The 16863-nt window shown below is 64.2% G+C and carries 17 protein-coding genes and 1 pseudogene; 9 read left to right on the top strand and 9 right to left on the bottom strand.

From position 1 onward, the window contains the following. A pseudogene (locus ASG43_RS23125) lies at positions 1–286 on the top strand (methyl-accepting chemotaxis protein); the annotation flags it as partial. Between the two features lie 42 nt (positions 287–328). Here ASG43_RS23125 and ASG43_RS11370 read toward each other — a convergent pair. Further along, positions 329–820, bottom strand: coding sequence for a MarR family winged helix-turn-helix transcriptional regulator (locus ASG43_RS11370; RefSeq protein WP_056504706.1), 492 nt, complete (start codon positions 818–820; stop codon positions 329–331). Positions 821–1183: 363 nt separating this feature from the next. After that, positions 1184–1489, bottom strand: a complete 306-nt coding sequence (locus ASG43_RS11365; RefSeq protein ID WP_056504705.1) for a hypothetical protein — start codon at positions 1487–1489, stop codon at positions 1184–1186. Positions 1490–2035: 546 nt separating this feature from the next. On the opposite strand from ASG43_RS11365, the gene ASG43_RS11360 reads away from it, so the two are divergent. The 3 genes from ASG43_RS11360 to ASG43_RS11350 all read left to right on the top strand — a co-directional run bounded on the left by ASG43_RS11360 (position 2036) and on the right by ASG43_RS11350 (position 5043). Continuing rightward, positions 2036–3601 carry an EAL domain-containing protein gene (locus ASG43_RS11360; protein ID WP_244488072.1) on the top strand — a complete coding sequence of 522 codons (1566 nt, stop codon included), beginning with the start codon at positions 2036–2038 and terminating at the stop codon, positions 3599–3601. An 8-nt stretch (positions 3602–3609) separates the two neighbouring features. Then, on the top strand, positions 3610–4053 hold the full coding sequence (locus tag ASG43_RS11355; RefSeq protein ID WP_056504699.1) for a BLUF domain-containing protein: 444 nt from the start codon (positions 3610–3612) through the stop codon (positions 4051–4053). Positions 4054–4299: 246 nt separating this feature from the next. Then, positions 4300–5043: a Crp/Fnr family transcriptional regulator gene (locus ASG43_RS11350; RefSeq protein WP_056504695.1), complete on the top strand. Its 744-nt coding sequence runs from the start codon at positions 4300–4302 to the stop codon at positions 5041–5043. A gap of 38 nt (positions 5044–5081) precedes the next feature. Here the strand turns inward: ASG43_RS11350 and ASG43_RS11345 are convergent, their stop codons facing one another. After that, positions 5082–5423 (bottom strand): hypothetical protein, encoded by a 342-nt coding sequence (locus tag ASG43_RS11345; protein ID WP_156386654.1) that lies wholly within the window; start codon positions 5421–5423, stop codon positions 5082–5084. Positions 5424–5684: 261 nt separating this feature from the next. Here ASG43_RS11345 and ASG43_RS11340 point away from each other — a divergent pair, with 261 nt between their 5' ends. After that, on the top strand, positions 5685–6446 hold the full coding sequence (locus tag ASG43_RS11340) for a GNAT family N-acetyltransferase (protein ID WP_244488071.1): 762 nt from the start codon (positions 5685–5687) through the stop codon (positions 6444–6446). Between the two features lie 22 nt (positions 6447–6468). Here the strand turns inward: ASG43_RS11340 and ASG43_RS11335 are convergent, their stop codons facing one another. Next, a complete protein-coding gene (locus ASG43_RS11335) occupies positions 6469–6951 on the bottom strand; it encodes a hypothetical protein (RefSeq protein ID WP_056504689.1) in 483 nt (160 codons plus the stop codon). Positions 6952–7137: 186 nt separating this feature from the next. Between ASG43_RS11335 and ASG43_RS11330 the strand changes: the two genes are divergently transcribed. From ASG43_RS11330 to ASG43_RS11315, 4 genes are all read left to right on the top strand, one after another. Beyond that, the gene (locus ASG43_RS11330) at positions 7138–9450 is read left to right on the top strand and encodes a bifunctional diguanylate cyclase/phosphodiesterase (protein WP_056504688.1); all 2313 of its coding nucleotides are present in this window, start codon (positions 7138–7140) and stop codon (positions 9448–9450) included. A 161-nt stretch (positions 9451–9611) separates the two neighbouring features. Then, a complete protein-coding gene (locus ASG43_RS11325) occupies positions 9612–9776 on the top strand; it encodes a hypothetical protein (protein ID WP_156386653.1) in 165 nt (54 codons plus the stop codon). Positions 9777–9798: 22 nt separating this feature from the next. After that, positions 9799–9978 carry a DUF3606 domain-containing protein gene (locus tag ASG43_RS11320; protein ID WP_056504682.1) on the top strand — a complete coding sequence of 60 codons (180 nt, stop codon included), beginning with the start codon at positions 9799–9801 and terminating at the stop codon, positions 9976–9978. 265 nt (positions 9979–10243) lie between these two features. Continuing rightward, positions 10244–10465 carry a hypothetical protein gene (locus ASG43_RS11315; protein WP_156386652.1) on the top strand — a complete coding sequence of 74 codons (222 nt, stop codon included), beginning with the start codon at positions 10244–10246 and terminating at the stop codon, positions 10463–10465. A 502-nt stretch (positions 10466–10967) separates the two neighbouring features. Here the strand turns inward: ASG43_RS11315 and ASG43_RS11310 are convergent. From ASG43_RS11310 to ASG43_RS11290, 5 genes are all read right to left on the bottom strand, one after another. Then, a complete protein-coding gene (locus ASG43_RS11310) occupies positions 10968–11804 on the bottom strand; it encodes a hypothetical protein (protein WP_156386651.1) in 837 nt (278 codons plus the stop codon). A gap of 56 nt (positions 11805–11860) precedes the next feature. Further along, a complete protein-coding gene (locus ASG43_RS11305; RefSeq protein WP_056504674.1) occupies positions 11861–12820 on the bottom strand; it encodes a hypothetical protein in 960 nt (319 codons plus the stop codon). A 79-nt stretch (positions 12821–12899) separates the two neighbouring features. Then, positions 12900–13481: a recombinase family protein gene (locus ASG43_RS11300; protein WP_056504671.1), complete on the bottom strand. Its 582-nt coding sequence runs from the start codon at positions 13479–13481 to the stop codon at positions 12900–12902. Between the two features lie 614 nt (positions 13482–14095). Beyond that, positions 14096–14974, bottom strand: a complete 879-nt coding sequence (locus tag ASG43_RS11295; RefSeq protein ID WP_056504670.1) for a ParB/RepB/Spo0J family partition protein — start codon at positions 14972–14974, stop codon at positions 14096–14098. A 475-nt stretch (positions 14975–15449) separates the two neighbouring features. Next, positions 15450–16601 carry a tyrosine-type recombinase/integrase gene (locus ASG43_RS11290; protein WP_162244716.1) on the bottom strand — a complete coding sequence of 384 codons (1152 nt, stop codon included), beginning with the start codon at positions 16599–16601 and terminating at the stop codon, positions 15450–15452. Positions 16602–16863: the final 262 nt, after the last annotated feature.

The raw sequence follows: 16863 nt of genomic DNA, 5'->3' as shown, positions 1-16863 counted from the left end.
CTCCATGGCCGCCGACAACATGGACAAGGTCACCCAGCAGAACGCCGCCATGGTCGAGGAAACCACCGCAGCCGCGCAGACCCTCTCCAACGAGACCGCGGAACTCGCGACGATGATCAGCCGGTTCCGCACGAGAAGCGGCTCGCCCCGGCCGGCCGCGAATCCGGAACGACCGGCGGCGCAGCGCCGGCCGTCGCCGGTGGTTCAGATGCGTCCTGTCGGTCGAGCCGGTGCGGCGTCGAAGCCGATGACGAAGCCCGCGGCCGACGAATGGGCCGAGTTCTGAAGCTCGCGGAGTGGAGGACGACGGCGCCCGGACGGGCTGCGCTCACCGCAGGCGGTGCAACCGCTGCTTCAGGACCGACGCGATGGTCTCCAGCGGCTGCACGAGAGATCCGAAGTCGCTGGGATAGGCGGTCTTCAGTTCCTTCTCCAGGGCGGAGCGCATCGCGAGAAGGCGCGATCGCGCGTCGAGGCCGCGCGGCGTGATCCGCACCATGGTTCGCCGCGCGTCCCGATGATCCCCGGCCCGCTCCACGAGGCCCTTGGCCACGAGCCGATCGATCATCTTCGAGATCGTCGACGGTCGAACCGCGAGTTCGTCGGCGACATGGGACACGCTGACCGGCGCTTCCTCGTCGAGCGCCAGCAGAAGCTCGTCCTGCCCGTTGTGGAAGCCGAGCTCGGCCAGCTTGATCCCGGTGAGGGCACGCGTGCTCTTGGAGACCGACAGGAGGAACGGCACCAGGTTCCGATCGACGACGGGGCTCGCCAGACCCGAAGGCGACGAGAGTTCGTTCAAGGTCTGCGTGTTCGACATGCTGATGTCCCGCGAAGCGCCGCTGGGCGCCGGAAGAGAACAAACTGGCGACATTGCGCACGCAAGCAAGCCCCTTCCGCCCGGCGGACGCCGTGAAGACTTTGGCCATCTAACAACAGAGGCAGACGTTGCCCGCCGCAAGACGAGCTCATCGAGCAACAGGCGCTGTCGCTCCGCCGTCAAACCGGGATTGTACAGACCGTTCCTGCGGATCGATCGCGCATCAACCTGCGACACCTTTTCGCACCTGCGGCTCTGGAGTCGCAGGTGACCGCACTGCCGTGCCCCCCACGGGCCTTGCTGCGGTCCCTGAACGTCCGCCCGACGACCCGATGACCCGGTCGGGATCCGGCCCCCGTCTCGTCAGCCCGGCGCCGGCATCTCCTCCATCAGGCGGCCCGGTCCCGGCATCCCGACAGGGACGACCGGCGACAGCAGGGACTGGACGACGGTCGAGAAGGCAAGAGTGTGGACGAGCCCTCCGTCGTGATCGCGCACCTCGAAGGTTGCGTCGGCCGGAATCCGTTCGCCGGTCCTGACACGCTCCGCGATCATCTCGCGGGCGCAGAGTTCGGCCTCGTGACGGGCCGTGGCGAGGTCCGGCAGATCCACGCCGTCGAGGTCCTCGACGAAGCGTCCGCTGCTCCGGAGATGATAGTAATAGCGCATGCTCGTTCCCGAATATGGTGATTGGCCCGCATGTTGGATCAGATTGCGGTCGGTTGCCCATTGTCAGGAGCGTACAGAAACGCCACGCCGCCGCCGGCGACATGCGCAGGCATCCCGCATCGGGCTCCGATGCTGCGGCCGAGACAAAGGTCGAAATCGTACCGTTCTTGCGGCGTCAGGATGGCCTCGCTTGCCAAGAGCCGGGGATCTCCGGCGGCACGTCCGGATCCTCGACCGCCGGCGCATGCAAGAGGTCGCAGGCGGCGGCCATGGCCTGCCGGAGCGCGCGGACAGGCGGTGGGTGACGCCGTCCTGAACCGGGAGCGGGATGGCCGCCGACCGAGGATGCCGAGGCGCGGCGCTTTGCACGCGAGCGGCGCTCTCGAAATCGCTAGCTGTGCTTGCAATCAGCCAAGGATTACACGTCAACCTTCACGATTGGGAAAGCGCGACGCGCTCTGATGCCGTCAGGTTCGAACCCTCGAGGCTTGCATGTCGGCCCCCTCCCGTTCTCTCCCCGGCGATCCGCTCCCAGACGGTCGACCCATGCCGTCCGCCGACTCGGTGCTGGACGGTCTGCATCATCCGGTTCTCGTCATCGGCCAGGACGGCGACATCCTCTATGCCAACGCCGCCGCTCAGGTCAGCCTCGGCGGCTGGATCGCCGGGCTCGCCTTCGCCGATATCTTTCCGGGATGCCTGGAACCGCTCGATCGCCTCGCATCGTCGGGCCGGACCGTCCTCGTCACCTCGAAGGCGCACAGTCAATATCGGGTCCTGTTCGGCGCCGTGTCCGCTGACGGCCGGGTGCTCAGCCTGGTTCCGGACGACGCCAAGGTGGTCGTCGCCAGCGCGGAACTGGACGAGCTCACCGGCCTCCTCAAGCGCAACGCGCTGAACGAGCGGCTGGAAGGCGCCCTGGCGAGTTCGACGGAGCCGGGCGACGTCGCGATCCACTGTATCGATCTCGACCGATTCAAGATCATCAACGACACGCTGGGACACGGGATCGGCGATCTTCTCCTGAAGAAGGTCGCGGACCGGATCCGCTCGGCATGCCGCAAGGACGACGGCGTCGCCCGGATCGGCGGCGACGAGTTCGTCGTGATGCAGTCCGGCGTCGCCGACATCGCGGATGCCGAGCGGTTGGCCGCGCGCCTCGTGGACCTGATCGGCCGGACCTATGTCCTCAACGGCCACACGGTGAACATCGGCGCCAGCGTCGGCGTCGCCCTCGCCAAGCCCGAGGACGGGCTGCGCGACCTCCTGCGCAACGGCGATCTGGCGCTCTACGAGGCCAAGCGAGCCGGACGGGGACGCTTCCGCGTCTTCGAGACGGGAATGGACGCAGCCCTTCGCGGACGCCGGGAACTGGAGATCGACCTTCGCCGGGCTCTCGCCCTCAAGCAGTTCGACGTCCACTACCAGCCTTTCATCGATCTCCATCGCGACGAGGTCATGGGTTTCGAAGCCTTGATCCGATGGGATCACCCGGTCCGTGGCCGCGTCTCGCCCGCCGACTTCATTCCGCTGGCGGAGGAAACCGGACTGATCTGCAAAATCGGGGAATGGGTCCTGCGCACCGCCTGCGCAACCGCCGCGACGTGGCCGAACGAGATGACGGTCGCGGTCAACGTCTCGCCCGTCCAGTTCAAGGCGGACTCGCTGGTGGCGACCGTCGTCTCCGCCCTTGCCGGGGCCGGTCTTCCGCCGCACCGGCTGGAGATCGAGATCACCGAAGGCGCTCTGCTCGACAACACCGAAAGCGTCCTCACGACGCTGCACGCCCTGCGCGATCTCGGCGTGAAGATCTCGATGGACGATTTCGGCACGGGATACTCCTCGCTGAGCTACCTCCAGAAGTTCCCGTTCAACAAGATCAAGATCGACCGCTCGTTCGTGCAGGGCGCGGAAGCCGGCGGAGACAGCGAGGCCATCCTGAAGGCGATCGCCGGGCTCGGCCTCAGCCTCGGCATGTCGATCACGGCCGAAGGTGTCGAGACGCAGGAACAACTCGCCCGCATCCGCAGCGAGCAATGCACGCATGTCCAGGGCTATTTCACGGGCCGACCCATGCCCGCGGATGGCATCAACTCCTTTCTGACACGATGAGACCTCCCATGTCGGACACCCTCTACCAGCTCGTCTACTACAGCCGGAACGAGGTCTCGGGCGACGAGGCCGACTTCGCCGCACAGGTCGCCTCGATCCTGGAAGCGAGCCGCCGCAACAACGAGACCGTCGGCATCACCGGCGCCCTTCTCTTCAACGGCGGCGTCTTCGCGCAGGTTCTCGAAGGCCCGCTCGATGCCGTCGAGGCGACCTTCGAGCGAATCCAGCAGGACGCGCGCCACGGCGACGTCTCCCTTCTCGCCCTCGAGCCGATCGCGCAGCGTTCCTTCGGCAACTGGGCGATGGGCTTTCTCGGCCAGTCCACCGCGAACGCCGAACGCTTCGCCAGGGTCGGGCTCGCCGGCGGTTTCGATCCCGCGGCCTTCGACGGCCAGAAGGTTCATGCCATCCTGCGCGATCTCGCCATCGAGGAGGAGACCCTCGCCGCCTGACGAGCGACGGCGCGCTGCCTTACCGGTATCCCGCGCATCGGACCTTTTCCGAGCCGGCCACGCAAATGCAAGGCCCGAAAGCATAAGCCTCTGATCGGCGTATCGGATTTTGGAATCTGTCGGGAAGCGCACAGAGCCGTGATCCATCTTGGATCGAGGACTCGTCGTCCGGCATAAGTTCGACAGCATCGCCGCATCCCGCCGGCGGCGGTGCCGAGAACCGGCTCTCCCCGGCCTGGGGGCTCGATGCCGATTATATCGCAAGGCAGTCTGCGCAACGGCCTTCTCAAGGCCTTGCCGGCGGAAAGCTTCGAAGGACTGCGACCGCATCTGGAGCTGGTGGACCTCCCGATGGGAACGATCGTCACGGAACGGAACACGCCGGCCCCGCACGTCCACTTCCTGGAAACCGGGCTCGTCTCGATGATCACCGTCAGCCAGGACGACGGGGAGCAGATCGAGGTCGGCCATATCGGGTGGGAGGGAATGACCAATTTCCACCTCGCCCATGCGGTCGATCGAACCTCGAACCGGGCCTTCGTCCAGGCTGACGCGACGGCCTGGCGGCTTTCGAGCGAGATCGTCCAGGCGAGGCTCGACGCGGACAGGAGCTTTCGCGCTCTGGTCGGCCGCTACATCCACACCTATGAGATCCAGCTGGCGCAATCGGCTCTCGCCAACGGTCGCTACAACATGCACGAGCGCCTCGCGCGTTGGCTGCTGATGTGCCACGATCGCCTGCAAAGCGACCAGATGCAGGTGACGCACGAATCCCTGTCGCTGATGCTCGGCGTCCGGCGTTCGGGCGTGACGACCGAGATCCAGATCCTCGAAGGCCTCCACCTCATCAAGGCGCGCCGCGGCCTCGTGCATCTGCGCGACCGCGCGGGGCTGGAGGAGGTCGCGGGCGGCTGCTACGGCCTGCCCGAGGCGGAATACGAGCGCTGGTTCCAGATCCCCCTTTCCCATCGCTCCCGCCACGTCGCCTGAGGGAACCGCCGACGCGGCGCCGTGCCGACATGGGACGTTCAGAGACGGTCGTCGTGCCGAAGCAGCGTCGGATCCCGGCGCGCACGCGAGAGGCCGGCCGTCGTCGCCGTCTCCGCGGCGGGACGCCCGGCGATGCGCTGGAGAATCATCACGAGACGCCCGAGTCCGATGATGAACAATCCCGCGATGACCGGCGGATTGCTGCCGACGCCGAGCACGCGCTTGAAGGCGTCGAGTTCGGGAAGCGGCGGCGCGTTCACGTGTGGCGCCAATCCGAGCCCGGCGACGACGAACCCGAGAACGGCGATGCTGAGACCTGGCCTCCAGACGAGGCCGACGAGGAGGAGCGCGATGAGCGCTGTCGCGATGAGTGAGCCCATCCGCACAGCCTTGCCCAATGCACGCGGAAAGGAAAGGCGTGCATTGGATTCTCCCTATCGGCTCCGGTCCCGGCGAGAGGTGTCGGTGCGGGCCGCCGGACGATCCGCCGACGTCCCCGCGACGCGCGACGCGCGAAGCCGCAAGCCGCAAGCCGCAAGCCGAACTCATCTGTTGATGGCGCGCCTTCGTGGCACCCGGCTCGTATCCACGGAAATCCTCGCCCGATACGTTAAGGTAGTATTACCAAAAAGGGATCGGACATGGCGGTGGCGATCGAGAGGCTGACGGTTCAATCGCGGGCGAGCAGCGCGGGACTGCGGGAAGCGGCAAGAACGCTGGAGGATCTCGTCTGGGAGCCCTTCGGGTTCTTGAGCCACACCGAGGCGCATCGCGCGCACTATGCCGACATCCTCGACGATCATGCCGACCTGCAGCTCTGCTTGGTCGACGAGGAGTCGGAGAGCCCGATCGCCTTGGCCAATTGCGTGCCCATCGCCTACGATCGGGCGTGGGAGGACCTGCCGCAGGAGGGCTGGGACTGGCTCGTGGAGACCGGTGCGAAGCGAGGCGCACGGCCGGCGAACGTTCTGGGCGCCCTTGCCGTCTCCGTTGCCCCCGACCATCGCGGCAAGGGCTACGCGCAGCGGATGATCCGCGAACTGAAAGGCCTGGCCACGCGCGGCGGCTTTGATGCGCTGGTGGTTCCCGTTCGCCCCTCCGCCAAAAGCGAGCATCCCCATGTGGCGATGCAGGATTACGTCGGCTGGCGGAACGGGCGCGGGGACTGCTTCGATCCCTGGTTGCGGAGCCATGTCGTCCAGGGCGCGCGGATCATCGGAACCTGCGAGCGGTCGATGGTCGTGGAGGAGCCCCTCGCATTCTGGGAAACCTGGATCGGGCGGCGTTTCGAAGCATCGGCCCCCTATCTCCTCCCGGGGGCGCTCGTTCCCGTCGATGTCGATCTGGAGCGGCGGACCGGCCTCTACGAAGAGCCCAATGTGTGGGTGGGCTACCGGATCTGACGAAACGCCGGTCGATGCGGCCTCACGATGCCGGCCGCATGGCCGGACGATCGTCGTCGGTCGCGTCGAGAAAGTCCCGGAGGGCCATCTCGGCCTCCCCGGGATCGGAGCGCAGGACCCGCCACAGCCAGAGCGCGCGTGCGCACCGCTCGTTCCCCGACGTGTAGGGACGGAGAAGGCGAAAGAGCATCAGGATCTCGTCGGGCGACGCCCATCCGCCGTGCACGAGGTCGAGAAGACCCCGCAACCCCGCCCCCTCCCCGCCGTCGGCGCTGGGGTCCGGCTTTAGGCGCGCGGCCGGCTCGACATAGGACATCAGCACCCCGAGATGGGCGAGGCCGACGCGCTCGCACATCATCAGGCCCTGATGCGCGGCAAAGTCGTCGCGGGTGGGAACACGGCCGCAGGCGGAAACCACGTAGCTGCGCGAGACGACCGGCTCGATCCACGCCCGGGCGAGGGCGAAGATCCGCGACGGTCCCGGCGAGGATCGCGTCGGGGTCATATCGGTGCTCCGGACACGGGGGAGGATGTCGACGACAAGTTCGGCGGCCTCTTCTCGGCAAGACCAACGGGCGAAGCTCTGGTCTTCGCCCGTTGGTATCCTTGTTTCCGAGAGCAGGAATGACGCCGAACCGATTTACATCCGGTTAGATTCTGCAAGCTAACCTTGCTTCAAATCGAGGCGCACATGATCTCATCCGTTCGAACCCACGTCGCGTCGCCGCAACGATCCCTTCGCGGCCTGACCTTCGGCATCGCGACGGCGGTCGGCTTGTCGGGCCTGATGTTGATCGCCCTCGTCCTCTGGATCGGTCTGCGCTCGAACATCTTCGAGCTGCGCGCCGAACGGATGCGGATCGAGAACGCTCTCACGCAGAGCGTCGAGCGCACCCTCGAACAACAGAAGACGATCGCCTGGTGGGACGACGCCGTGGAGCATGTCGCCAACCGGTTCGACCTCGACTTCATCGACGCCAACTTCGGCTATTACTTCACCGAGACGTTTGGTCATGACGAAGTCTACATTCTCGATGCCGGGGACGAACCGGTCTACGCGTTCCGCGGTTCCGCGCGCGTCGCGCCCGAGGTCTACGGTGAGCGTCTGGCGCCCCTGAAGGACGTCGTCCTTGCGGCGCGCGGCAACGGCGCTCCGCCGGCGACGGACCGGACGGCGGCTTTCGCCGCAAAGCAGTTCCGCTACAACTTCCTCAAAGGCGCGCTCAGATCCGCCAAGTGGAGCGCCAAGATCACGCTGATCGACGGCAAGCCGGCGATCATCTCCGCCATCACGATCGTGCCGAATGTCGACCTGTCGCTTCTGAGCGGCCGACCGTTTCTCCTCGTGACGGTGAACGAGATCGACGGGGAGTTCATCGATGCGGTCGGCGGCTCGCTTCTCATCCGCCAGCTTCAGTTCACCGCGCAGAATCGGTCGCGCGGCGATCTCGTCTCGGAGCCCTTCGTCACCGACGACGGGCAGACGGCGGGGTTCCTCACCTGGCGGACGAGCCAGCCCGGCGAGCCCCTCCTGACGGTCGTCCTGCCGCTTCTGGCGATCGGCGTCGCCGCCATGTGGTTCCTGTCGGCCAAGATGCTGCGGCGCCTGACCGCGACATCGGCCGAACTGGCGGGCAACGAGGAGCGAGCGCGGCACGAGGCCTCTCACGACGCGCTTTCCGGACTGCCGAACCGGGCGATGTTCATCGCGACCGTCACCCGCGAACTGGCCGAGGCCGAAGCCGCGCAAGGTCCGGCGAAGCGTCTCGTCGTCGGCTATCTCGACATCGACCGCTTCAAGGATATCAACGACACGATGGGGCATCACGCCGGCGACGACCTGATCTGCGAGGTCGGCCGCCGCCTGCGGGAGCGTCTGGATCGCGACTGCCTCGTCGCGCGCTTCGGCGGCGACGAATTCGCGATCCTGCACCCCCACGGCGGGGCCGAGGAGATCGCGCGCCTGTCGGACATCGTCGCCCAGTCCTTCGGCGAGCCGCTGAAGGTCGCCGGCACCTCGATCAGCGCCACCGCCTCGCTCGGTCTCGCCGAATTTCCGCGGCACGGCACGACGCCCGACGCCCTGATGCGCCATGCCGACATCGCCCTCTACGTCGCCAAGAGGGAGGGCCGGGACCAGACGGTCGTCTTCGACGCCGAAATGGCCGAGAACCTGGAAGAGGCGCGCCGCATCGAGGTCGACCTTCGGGAGGCGCTGGACAGCGACCAGCTGGCTCTGGCCTTCCAGCCGATCGTGTCCGTCCGACGCCAGAGCGTGGTCGGCGTGGAAACGCTCCTGCGCTGGAACCACCCGACCCGCGGCGCGATCCCGCCCTCCACCTTCATCCCCATCGCGGAGGAAAGCGGCCTGATGCTGCCGCTCGGCGACTGGATTCTGCGGCATGCCTTTCGCCATGCGGCGCGCTGGCCGGACCTCAACGTCGCCATCAACCTTTCGCCCGCTCAGTTCCGCCATGCCGACCTGCCGACGTTCCTGGCCGATCTCCTCGACGAGGCGGGGATCGAGGCCTCCCGGATCACCTTCGAGATCACGGAAGGATTGCTGCTCGACCGGTCCCAGAATACCTTCACGACCCTCGCGGCGATCCGGAAGATGGGCTTCCTCATCGCCCTCGACGATTTCGGAACCGGTTTCTCCAGCCTCAAGTACCTGATCGATTTTCGCTTCGACAAGCTGAAGATCGACCGCTCCTTCGTGACGGGCCTCACCCGCGCGAAATCGGCCCAGACGATCATCGGCGCCGTCGTGAAGCTTGGGCGCGCCATGGACATGGACGTCGTGGCGGAGGGGATCGAGACCTGCCTCGAGGCGACCACCATGCAGGCTCTGGGCTGCGACTTCATGCAAGGCTACCTGTTTTCCAGACCCTTGCCGCCAGAGGCCGTCGAGGCCTTCGCACGATCGTTCGAGGCCGATCTGACCGCGGACACGCCCGCCGCTGCCGTGGCAGCCGAATCCGGCACCCGGACGGCCGGCCTCTGAACCCATGTCGACCGAAAGCCCTGCGCGGCGATGGTCCCGACCTCGCGACCCGCGGATGCCGGCGCGCCAGCTTGACCTTGCAGGTTGGCCCCCTCCCCGCCAATGTCATTTGGTCGGATCGTACCTATATGTGCCCGACGCATTCAGCGACGGAGACGCAGATGAAAAAGCCGAACTTCGATTTCGAACGTCGTGAGCGCGATAAGGCCAAGGCCTTGAAGAAGGCCGAGAAGCTGGCGGCGAAGGCCTCGAAGGGCCAGAGCGACGCGGATACCGGCGAGACCGGCTCCGATCAGCCGACCGCCTCGGCGACCGCTGCGAACTGAACCCGTCTCTAAGGAATTCCCCATGTCCAGCACCAAACCCGCGGGTAAGGGCCCGAAAAGTTCGACCCCCGAGGAAACCTACGAGCCCGACGCCTTCGCGAAGAAATTCGGCATGCCGATCGGCGAGGCGAAGACCATCATCAAGCGCTACGGTCCCTCGCGGCGCAAGATCGACGCGCACATGGCAGCGCGCGACGCCTGAAGCGCCCGCGCGGCCCATGGGCCGTGTTCGTTCGCCTCCCGCGGGTGGCCAAGGCCTGCGCTCTGCGGCGGGTCGTTTCAGAGCAGCCAGACCCAGCGGCGATCCTCGACGAAGATCTTCAACAACACCCGCGTTAGCGCTCCCCTGGAGCGTGACAAGGGAGACACCGTCACGATATCTTGATGGCCTCACCCGAAAGGGTGAGGCGTCGATGCTTCCCAGCTGGCAGTCAGCCCGGTGAGATGATTTCGGGACAATGACCTCGATGGCAGATCGCTTCGAAATTCAGGCCGCCGGACGCGGCCGCTGGTCCATCGTGGATCGGGAGACGGCCGACATCGCTTCCTATCGGAACTGGTTGATGGCGGGGATCGGACTTGACGAGGCGGATGCCGTCGCCGCGCTCCTGAATGAAAATTGCAGGCTGTCTCACGCCTTGAAGGGCGCCGACCGATCGCGCTCGCTGCTTCAACCCGCCTCTTCGTGATCGCTCGACGCCAAGACAGCCGGGCGGTCGCACCCGCGTCGCCGAACGCCGACCCGCCAAGACGTCCAGGGCTTTTCCGAGCGCTCGGGCTCGGCCAGCACAGACCCGGGCGCATGAGGGAGGCCCCCGTCCGGGGTCGATGACCGAAGCCCCGAGGCTTCGCGACCCTTCGGACGCAAAGACAGGGCGATGCACGTCTTTGGGCTGAACGCGGGATGACGGCAGACTGCGGGAGACCGGCAGACCGCGCGAGACGGGTCTCAGGCTGCGGGACGTCCGGCGCTTGGCTGTGCAGCAACTCGAACCGACATCGGAGCTTCCGACGAACGGGCAAAGGCCGACGCTTTCGAAGCGCGATCCTCTAGCTCTATCGAAGACAGGTCACTGTGGCTTGAAATGGTACGGTTGGGTGGGAACCCGTTCGTCGCACCAGACCCTTTGAAATCGTTGACAATTATACGGTCGCCGAGACTGGCTTTGTAGCGTATCTTTGTAGCGGCAGTCAACGGACCCCTTCGTTTTGAACACGCTGCTCGGAGGCAGATTTTTCCCTGCCCCAGGCAGTCTCTTCGGAGTTAAAGTACCGTGACAGGTCCTTGTGATCGTCCAGGGTTATCACCTTAAGGGCCGGGTCCATGGGCCGCCTCTTTGGGACGCTGCCTCGATTGAACACGCTGCCGACCAATGCATTTTGCATCTCTATCTCGAGGTCGTGTGTAACCATTGAATAAGCGGACGAAGCCAGTATTAGCTGTTGCTGAAGGTTTGCTAGCTCTGTCTTCTGCTCAATGCTTGGCGCCGTCCAGTGCAGAAGAATTCCTCCATCTGGCGCCGGAAACTCAACAGGCATAATGCGTTGGGCTAATTGATGATAGCCTATGTAAGTCTCACGGTAGTCATGGTTTGCAGAATTGAGAGCATCCATAAAAACCTGGGTGCGCAGGTCCACAACACGCCACTTTTCGATCGTTCGCAGCAGATGAAGATGGGCATCTGAGAAGGTGCTGAAGACCGCACTGAACTCAGATAGCCGTGCGCCTGGGATGGCGCCGGCCGCAAGCTGCTGAACGACGATTTGGTTCTTGAAGCGCTCGGTGTAACCTACGACTTGGGCCGAGGCACGGACGGTATCCCAGGTGGCCGAACTGATCTCGTCGTACACGCGTGCACTTATGCGCAGACTTTCGAGAGCCTTGTTCTGCTTCAGCGTCGCTTTCGTCTGCCGTCCGATCTGCCAGACCACGGCGGTGAAACCTATCGCTGCCGCCAGGAAGGTGGCCCCTGCCCCTATGATCGCAGCCTGCACCTCAGGAGATGCACTGGTAAACCAGCAGATCAATATGACTTCCTCCTGCTTCGCTTGCGTCTACGACCATCAGCATTCCTCAAGTGCCGTCAACGCGAGCTCGGCGCCTTTAGATCACGGAGTGGAACCGTCATGATCGAGCACTCATCATCTCTGCCAGTTCCACCCTCTCGTGTTATCAGCCCCATCGCCTCTTGATCGCTGTCATCGGCGACTGCGACTGGCACTGGCCGGCCGGCCCATCCGCAGTCGGCGCAGACAGGTCGTTCCCATACGATATGCGGGGCCGCGCTATTCAAGCCCTCTTCCGGTGAGAGTTTCCGGGAGCCGCACTCCGGGCAGTCTTCCGGCACTCCCTTTGCATGACGGAGAAGCAACGAAGCGGCAAAGCCGAGGACGTGCTCGACTGTCGCTGATGCCATCTCAGCGTCATACCAAGTTGCGGACTTCGTGTGCGTCAGCCAGTTGGTGAACGTCCAGGCTTCCGTCAGGGAGGTCTTCAGGAGGCGGCGGCGCTCCTTCTGTCCATCGCCCCCAAGCGCTGTATTGCAGATCACCCCCGTCCAAGCTGGAAAGTCTGCCCGCTTCGCTGGCTCTTCGACATCCCAATCAACCATGTCCTGAGCCGCCCCGATGAAAAGGAGAAGGGCTTCGCGGCAGCGCACGCCGATGGCCTGATAGTCAGCTACGTTCTGCGCTTGGCCGACTGCATCCGAAATTTGTTCTAAAGCCTCGAAGATCGCCCCTAGCGGCCTAATCCGCTCATCGGTCAGGCGCTGCTTTCGGGTTCTTGGTATCCGCAGGCACAATCCCATGTGGAAGGTGACCACGAGGTCCATGTTCGGAAACTGCTCCTGGGAATAGAGGTTTGTCGGGTTGGTGATCACCCACCATCTATCGACGTTGGTGTGGATGTCCCACACGTCATGCCGGTGGCCGATCACGGCCTCGGAGTAGACCTTCTGCATAAACGTGATCGTCAGGTCGGGCGCTTGTCCCTCAAAATATTCCCTGACATCCTTCCGCTCATCGTCCGTGGCATTCAGCATGGGGTCTCCAGTATCGATCTGAGCGTGCCTTCGATGCCCCGATGATAGCGCGAAACACAACAGACGCCCCCTCCCAAGCCTAGACCATGGGAGAGACGCTTTGCGGCTCGGCGGTTACAGTTGCGAGAATGCGATGGACCGAGCCCTTTCCGATGCCGAGCCTAGTCGCGATCTGGCCCATGCTCATGCCCTGCGCTGCGAGCGCCCGGACCTCTTCGGCTTTCGCTTGGGCGGTAGGCTTCCGTCCCTTGTAGCGTCCTTCGCCCTTCGCCTTGGCGATACCCTCGCGCTGCCGCTCCAGCATCATCTCCCGCTCGAACTGCGCCACGGACGCAAGGACGTTCAGCATCAGCTTGCCGGTAGGCGTCCCCGTGTCCACGCCCATGGCTTCGATACGGAGCGCCACGCCCTTCGCCTCAAGACGGGAGACGATCTCTCCCATGTGGATGACGGAGCGGGCCAAACGGTCGAGCTTTGTGACCACAAGCGTGTCGCCCTTTCGAGCAAATGCCAGCGCCGCCTCAAGCTGGTCACGTACGGCCACGGAGGAGACCTGCTCCTGGAACACCTGTTCGCATCCAATCGCGGTAAGGTCACGGACCTGGGCCTTCAGTCCGGCCTCCTGTTCGAGGGTCGAGGTGCGAGCGTATCCAATAAGCATCGTGGCAGTCTCCGTTCCACTAGGGTCTATGAAGATAGCAGTCGTTCGTTCCGAAAGTCAATACCCACTCTATTGGAACGCTCTTAGAGCTGCGGTGGAACGGTCCATACGGCCATGCCCTGCGGAACGCTGGGGAGGCTTGCCCTTTGGATGGGCAGGGATGTTCATTAGGTAAACCCCCTCCTGCTTCACGCTCGACTTCAGGCCCACCTGGCAGCGCCGAAGGCAGCACCTGGCGATCGACCATGCTGGCCTCGGGTCGCCAGCTGATCATGATGAGGGTGTAGAGGCCGGCCTCGGTGACGACGATCTCCGGCTGCAATCCGCTGCGGGTACTCACAATCTGAGTACCGTTCTCGTTCTCGTCGAGGAGCCGGGCTGTGCAGACCTTGAACAATGCGGAGGATTTCTCATCCTCGTCGAGCCCCCTCTGCCATCAGAATGCCGAGCCGGTGCACGGGGGGTAGCCAGCGGTTCCGCCTATCTGATTGGAGGCTCGGAAATGTTCTGCAAAAACAAATGCGGCTTCTCCCTCACTGTGCCAATGGCACGCAGTAAGGATGGCACAGTCTCGCTGGGTGTCCGCTGGGAACTCGCAGGGTCTCCTCTGCCCATCAGTCAGTCTCGTCATCCTCCTCCCAATCTTCTGACCGGGAGAGACCGAGATGTTCGGCAACGCGCGTCATCGCTTGTGGGCCGAGGAAAAGCTCCAGGGCTTCCGCGAACTGGTCTGTATGCTTGTGCGCCTGCTTCCCAAAAGTCTTGCCTAGCGCCTGCCGCATCTGCTCGACCATCGCGTCCCCCGTCTCGTCATCCCATTCGCCGCCTCCGCCTCGATCAGCCCGTAAAGCATCCCGGTAGCTCCCTAGGTCCACCTCATGCCGCACGCCGCTGAACTCGCATTGCCTGCCAAGCTTCGCCTGCAGCCCGTCATAGAGCGACCGCATCCGTGCCACCGACCTCGGGCTCACGCCCGTTGCCTCTGCAATCGCAGCCTTCGTCGACTTTCCCTTTCCAGTCCTGTCCATGACGACCAATCGCCAAGCGCCTTCGTTCCGGTCCTCCTTGTCCATGTTCAGGTTGATCTTCGAGTTCGCCCGGATGCTCTCTTGAGCCGCCTCCTCAAACGTTCCCTCGAAGAAAGTGACCGGCACTTCGGCTGTGATACCGGCACGCTTGTAGGCCGCAAGGCGATGGTGTCCGTTGACGACGTAGGCCGCTCGGCCGATTGCGTAGACCGTGATGGGGTCAAGGAAGCGGCTGTCGGCCGGCTTGTTCGAAAGCTGCTGAACGAGTTCCTTGACGTGGTCCTCGTTCTGAGCGCCGTCCCTCGCCCCGCCTACCCGCGGCTGGAAGACCTCCGGGCACGTCCGCAGTTGGGACAACGGCAGCGTCTCTGGCCGTGGGAACACTTCAGCGTCTTTGGACTTCCGCTGCTTCTCGTTGAGCGTCCACATGGCAGCCGTGAAGGACTTGTCCCGCTTGATGCTCATGCTGAGGCCCCGCCCTTGATGGATGGCCGAAGAGGTTTTGGGCAGAGGTGGCCGATGTGGATGTCGTTCATGGTTTCCTTCGCGGATGTCGCGGGCAGATCGCCCTGTCTCGGGACGCTGCTGATGGATGATGATCGGAGGAGCTATTCTTCCTACTGGGAGGGGTAATGAGAGCCGTCTCCTACTGTGGGCGGTAATTCCACCCATCATCCATCGGCGCTCTCCCCGACCTCACGCGGCCGTCTGAGGGCACCTCCAGCGGGACCAGACACCGCCACGCGGCCGGCAAAGAACTCGACATCGTTCGGCCGGCGATCGGTGCCGAAGCCGAGGGACTGCTCCCGAAGCTCGACCCAAAGACTGCCGAGGCGGAACGGAAGGGCCACGTAGAGGTCACGCAGGGTGTCTCCCGTGGCGGCGGGGGAAACTTCTACGGCCGCAGCCGCCTTACCGATTGAGCGACGCGGGGAATGGCTTACGGCCTGCTCAAGTCGTAGCGAGGAAATTGCTTCATTGCCTCGGCGAAATCTTCGACGGATGCGGTCTCGTAATGGGATGCAACATCGCGAACCGAATGTCCGCACATGCCATCGCGAATACGCGGCTCCAAGCCAGCGCGTGCCGCACGACGTTTGAACGTGTGCCGCCATGCGTGGTTCGGATTAACATCTTGATCTGTCACGCCAACCTTCCGAACCCATTCGCTTATCCGCTGGCGCACCATCTGCGCGGGCGGGGCTACTGGCTTCGTTACATCCTCCGAAGCGGCTTTGCGGACTATCGAAGCATCGTAGAAGAGCGGCCCAGGTCCGCGTCCCTTGGCGAAGGCGGGAAACCCCAACTCCACCAGATGCTCATGCAGCGGCAATGTCCGCGCCTTGTCCGTCTTTACTGTCCCAGCATCAGGGGTGATGGTGATCGTCCAGAAGCCGTCCCGGTGTTGTTGAACGTCCTGGCCCCGAAGCTGGGCGATCTCCCCGCTTCGCGCTCCGGTGTAGGCGCAGAGCCATGGAAGCCAGCGCACGGCAGCAGCAAGCCCCGGCTTCCTGCGTCCCGGCTCACTGTCTAGCGCAGCGTTGAGGAGAGTTCGCCATTCCTCCTCGGTGAACTCCCTGTCTCGCACGACAGGCCTCACCTTCACCCGAGAAAAGGAAAGCCCCTCAAACGGGTTGACGGCAATCTTCCGCTCTTGCCTCGCCCAGCCGAAAACGCTGCTAGTTGCGCCAAGCCAGACAACATTTGCGGTTCTGACCGTCCGCTTCTCAGTGACGAGCGTGCTTTTCCATTCCACCGCATCGTCGGCGGTGATCTCGGCCACGTCCTTGCCTGCGAAGGTATCGTCCAGGTTCTGGAAGACCGCCCGCCAACGCGTCACCGTACTGCCCTTCGGCTTGGTTTCGCGTACCCACATCTCGAATAGTTTCCAGACCGTCAGCCCAGCCAACCTGGTGCGTGAGGATGTCTTGGTCGGAAATCGTTTGGAGTAGGTGTCCTCCCGGTAGTTCCCCTGGGAGCGGGTTCGAAGAAGCTTCAGCGCGGCGATGAAGTCCGGCTGAACGTCATCTAGAAGGGCAGCTTGATCGTCAGCGGAGAGGACAACGTTGCTTTCTGCCAGAAACGACATCATGCGAGTGCATTCCGCGAGCTTGGCCCGAATACGCCGTAGATGGGCATGGGATGCCGTCTCGCGGTCCTCCTCTCCCTCCTCGGGCATTTTCTGCCCAGCCTCAACCACATCCTGGAAACGGTCGTAGAGATCGTCCCAGTTCTCGATCGGGCCTGGGTCGTCCGGTCGTGTCCCGGGACGTGGTGTAGAAACACCGATCTCGGCAGGGCCGAGTTATTTCGTCAGGCGGCCAGGACGGGCAGTCTGACGAGAGGATTATCGC

This window comes from Aureimonas sp. Leaf454, assembly GCF_001424685.1.
In the GTDB taxonomy this organism is placed as follows: domain Bacteria; phylum Pseudomonadota; class Alphaproteobacteria; order Rhizobiales; family Rhizobiaceae; genus Plantimonas.
Note: the sequence above shows the minus strand (reverse complement) of the source record. Positions and strands in the feature narration are given on the sequence as shown.

What these genes read in the sequence shown, in the direction of transcription:
- ASG43_RS11350 (WP_056504695.1), top strand. Translation starts at nt 4,300, where the DNA reads ATGCCGATTATATCGCAAGGCAGTCTGCGCAACGGCCTTCTCAAGGCC.
- ASG43_RS11330 (WP_056504688.1), top strand. Translation starts at nt 7,138, where the DNA reads ATGATCTCATCCGTTCGAACCCACGTCGCGTCGCCGCAACGATCCCTT.
- ASG43_RS11325 (WP_156386653.1), top strand. Translation starts at nt 9,612, where the DNA reads ATGAAAAAGCCGAACTTCGATTTCGAACGTCGTGAGCGCGATAAGGCC.
- ASG43_RS11340 (WP_244488071.1), top strand. Translation starts at nt 5,685, where the DNA reads ATGGCGGTGGCGATCGAGAGGCTGACGGTTCAATCGCGGGCGAGCAGC.
- ASG43_RS11295 (WP_056504670.1), bottom strand. Translation starts at nt 14,974, where the DNA reads ATGAGCATCAAGCGGGACAAGTCCTTCACGGCTGCCATGTGGACGCTC.
- ASG43_RS11300 (WP_056504671.1), bottom strand. Translation starts at nt 13,481, where the DNA reads ATGCTTATTGGATACGCTCGCACCTCGACCCTCGAACAGGAGGCCGGA.
- ASG43_RS11290 (WP_162244716.1), bottom strand. Translation starts at nt 16,601, where the DNA reads ATGATGTCGTTTCTGGCAGAAAGCAACGTTGTCCTCTCCGCTGACGAT.
- ASG43_RS11335 (WP_056504689.1), bottom strand. Translation starts at nt 6,951, where the DNA reads ATGACCCCGACGCGATCCTCGCCGGGACCGTCGCGGATCTTCGCCCTC.
- ASG43_RS11370 (WP_056504706.1), bottom strand. Translation starts at nt 820, where the DNA reads ATGTCGAACACGCAGACCTTGAACGAACTCTCGTCGCCTTCGGGTCTG.
- ASG43_RS11305 (WP_056504674.1), bottom strand. Translation starts at nt 12,820, where the DNA reads ATGCTGAATGCCACGGACGATGAGCGGAAGGATGTCAGGGAATATTTT.
- ASG43_RS11345 (WP_156386654.1), bottom strand. Translation starts at nt 5,423, where the DNA reads ATGGGCTCACTCATCGCGACAGCGCTCATCGCGCTCCTCCTCGTCGGC.
- ASG43_RS11355 (WP_056504699.1), top strand. Translation starts at nt 3,610, where the DNA reads ATGTCGGACACCCTCTACCAGCTCGTCTACTACAGCCGGAACGAGGTC.
- ASG43_RS11365 (WP_056504705.1), bottom strand. Translation starts at nt 1,489, where the DNA reads ATGCGCTATTACTATCATCTCCGGAGCAGCGGACGCTTCGTCGAGGAC.
- ASG43_RS11360 (WP_244488072.1), top strand. Translation starts at nt 2,036, where the DNA reads ATGCCGTCCGCCGACTCGGTGCTGGACGGTCTGCATCATCCGGTTCTC.
- ASG43_RS11315 (WP_156386652.1), top strand. Translation starts at nt 10,244, where the DNA reads ATGGCAGATCGCTTCGAAATTCAGGCCGCCGGACGCGGCCGCTGGTCC.
- ASG43_RS11320 (WP_056504682.1), top strand. Translation starts at nt 9,799, where the DNA reads ATGTCCAGCACCAAACCCGCGGGTAAGGGCCCGAAAAGTTCGACCCCC.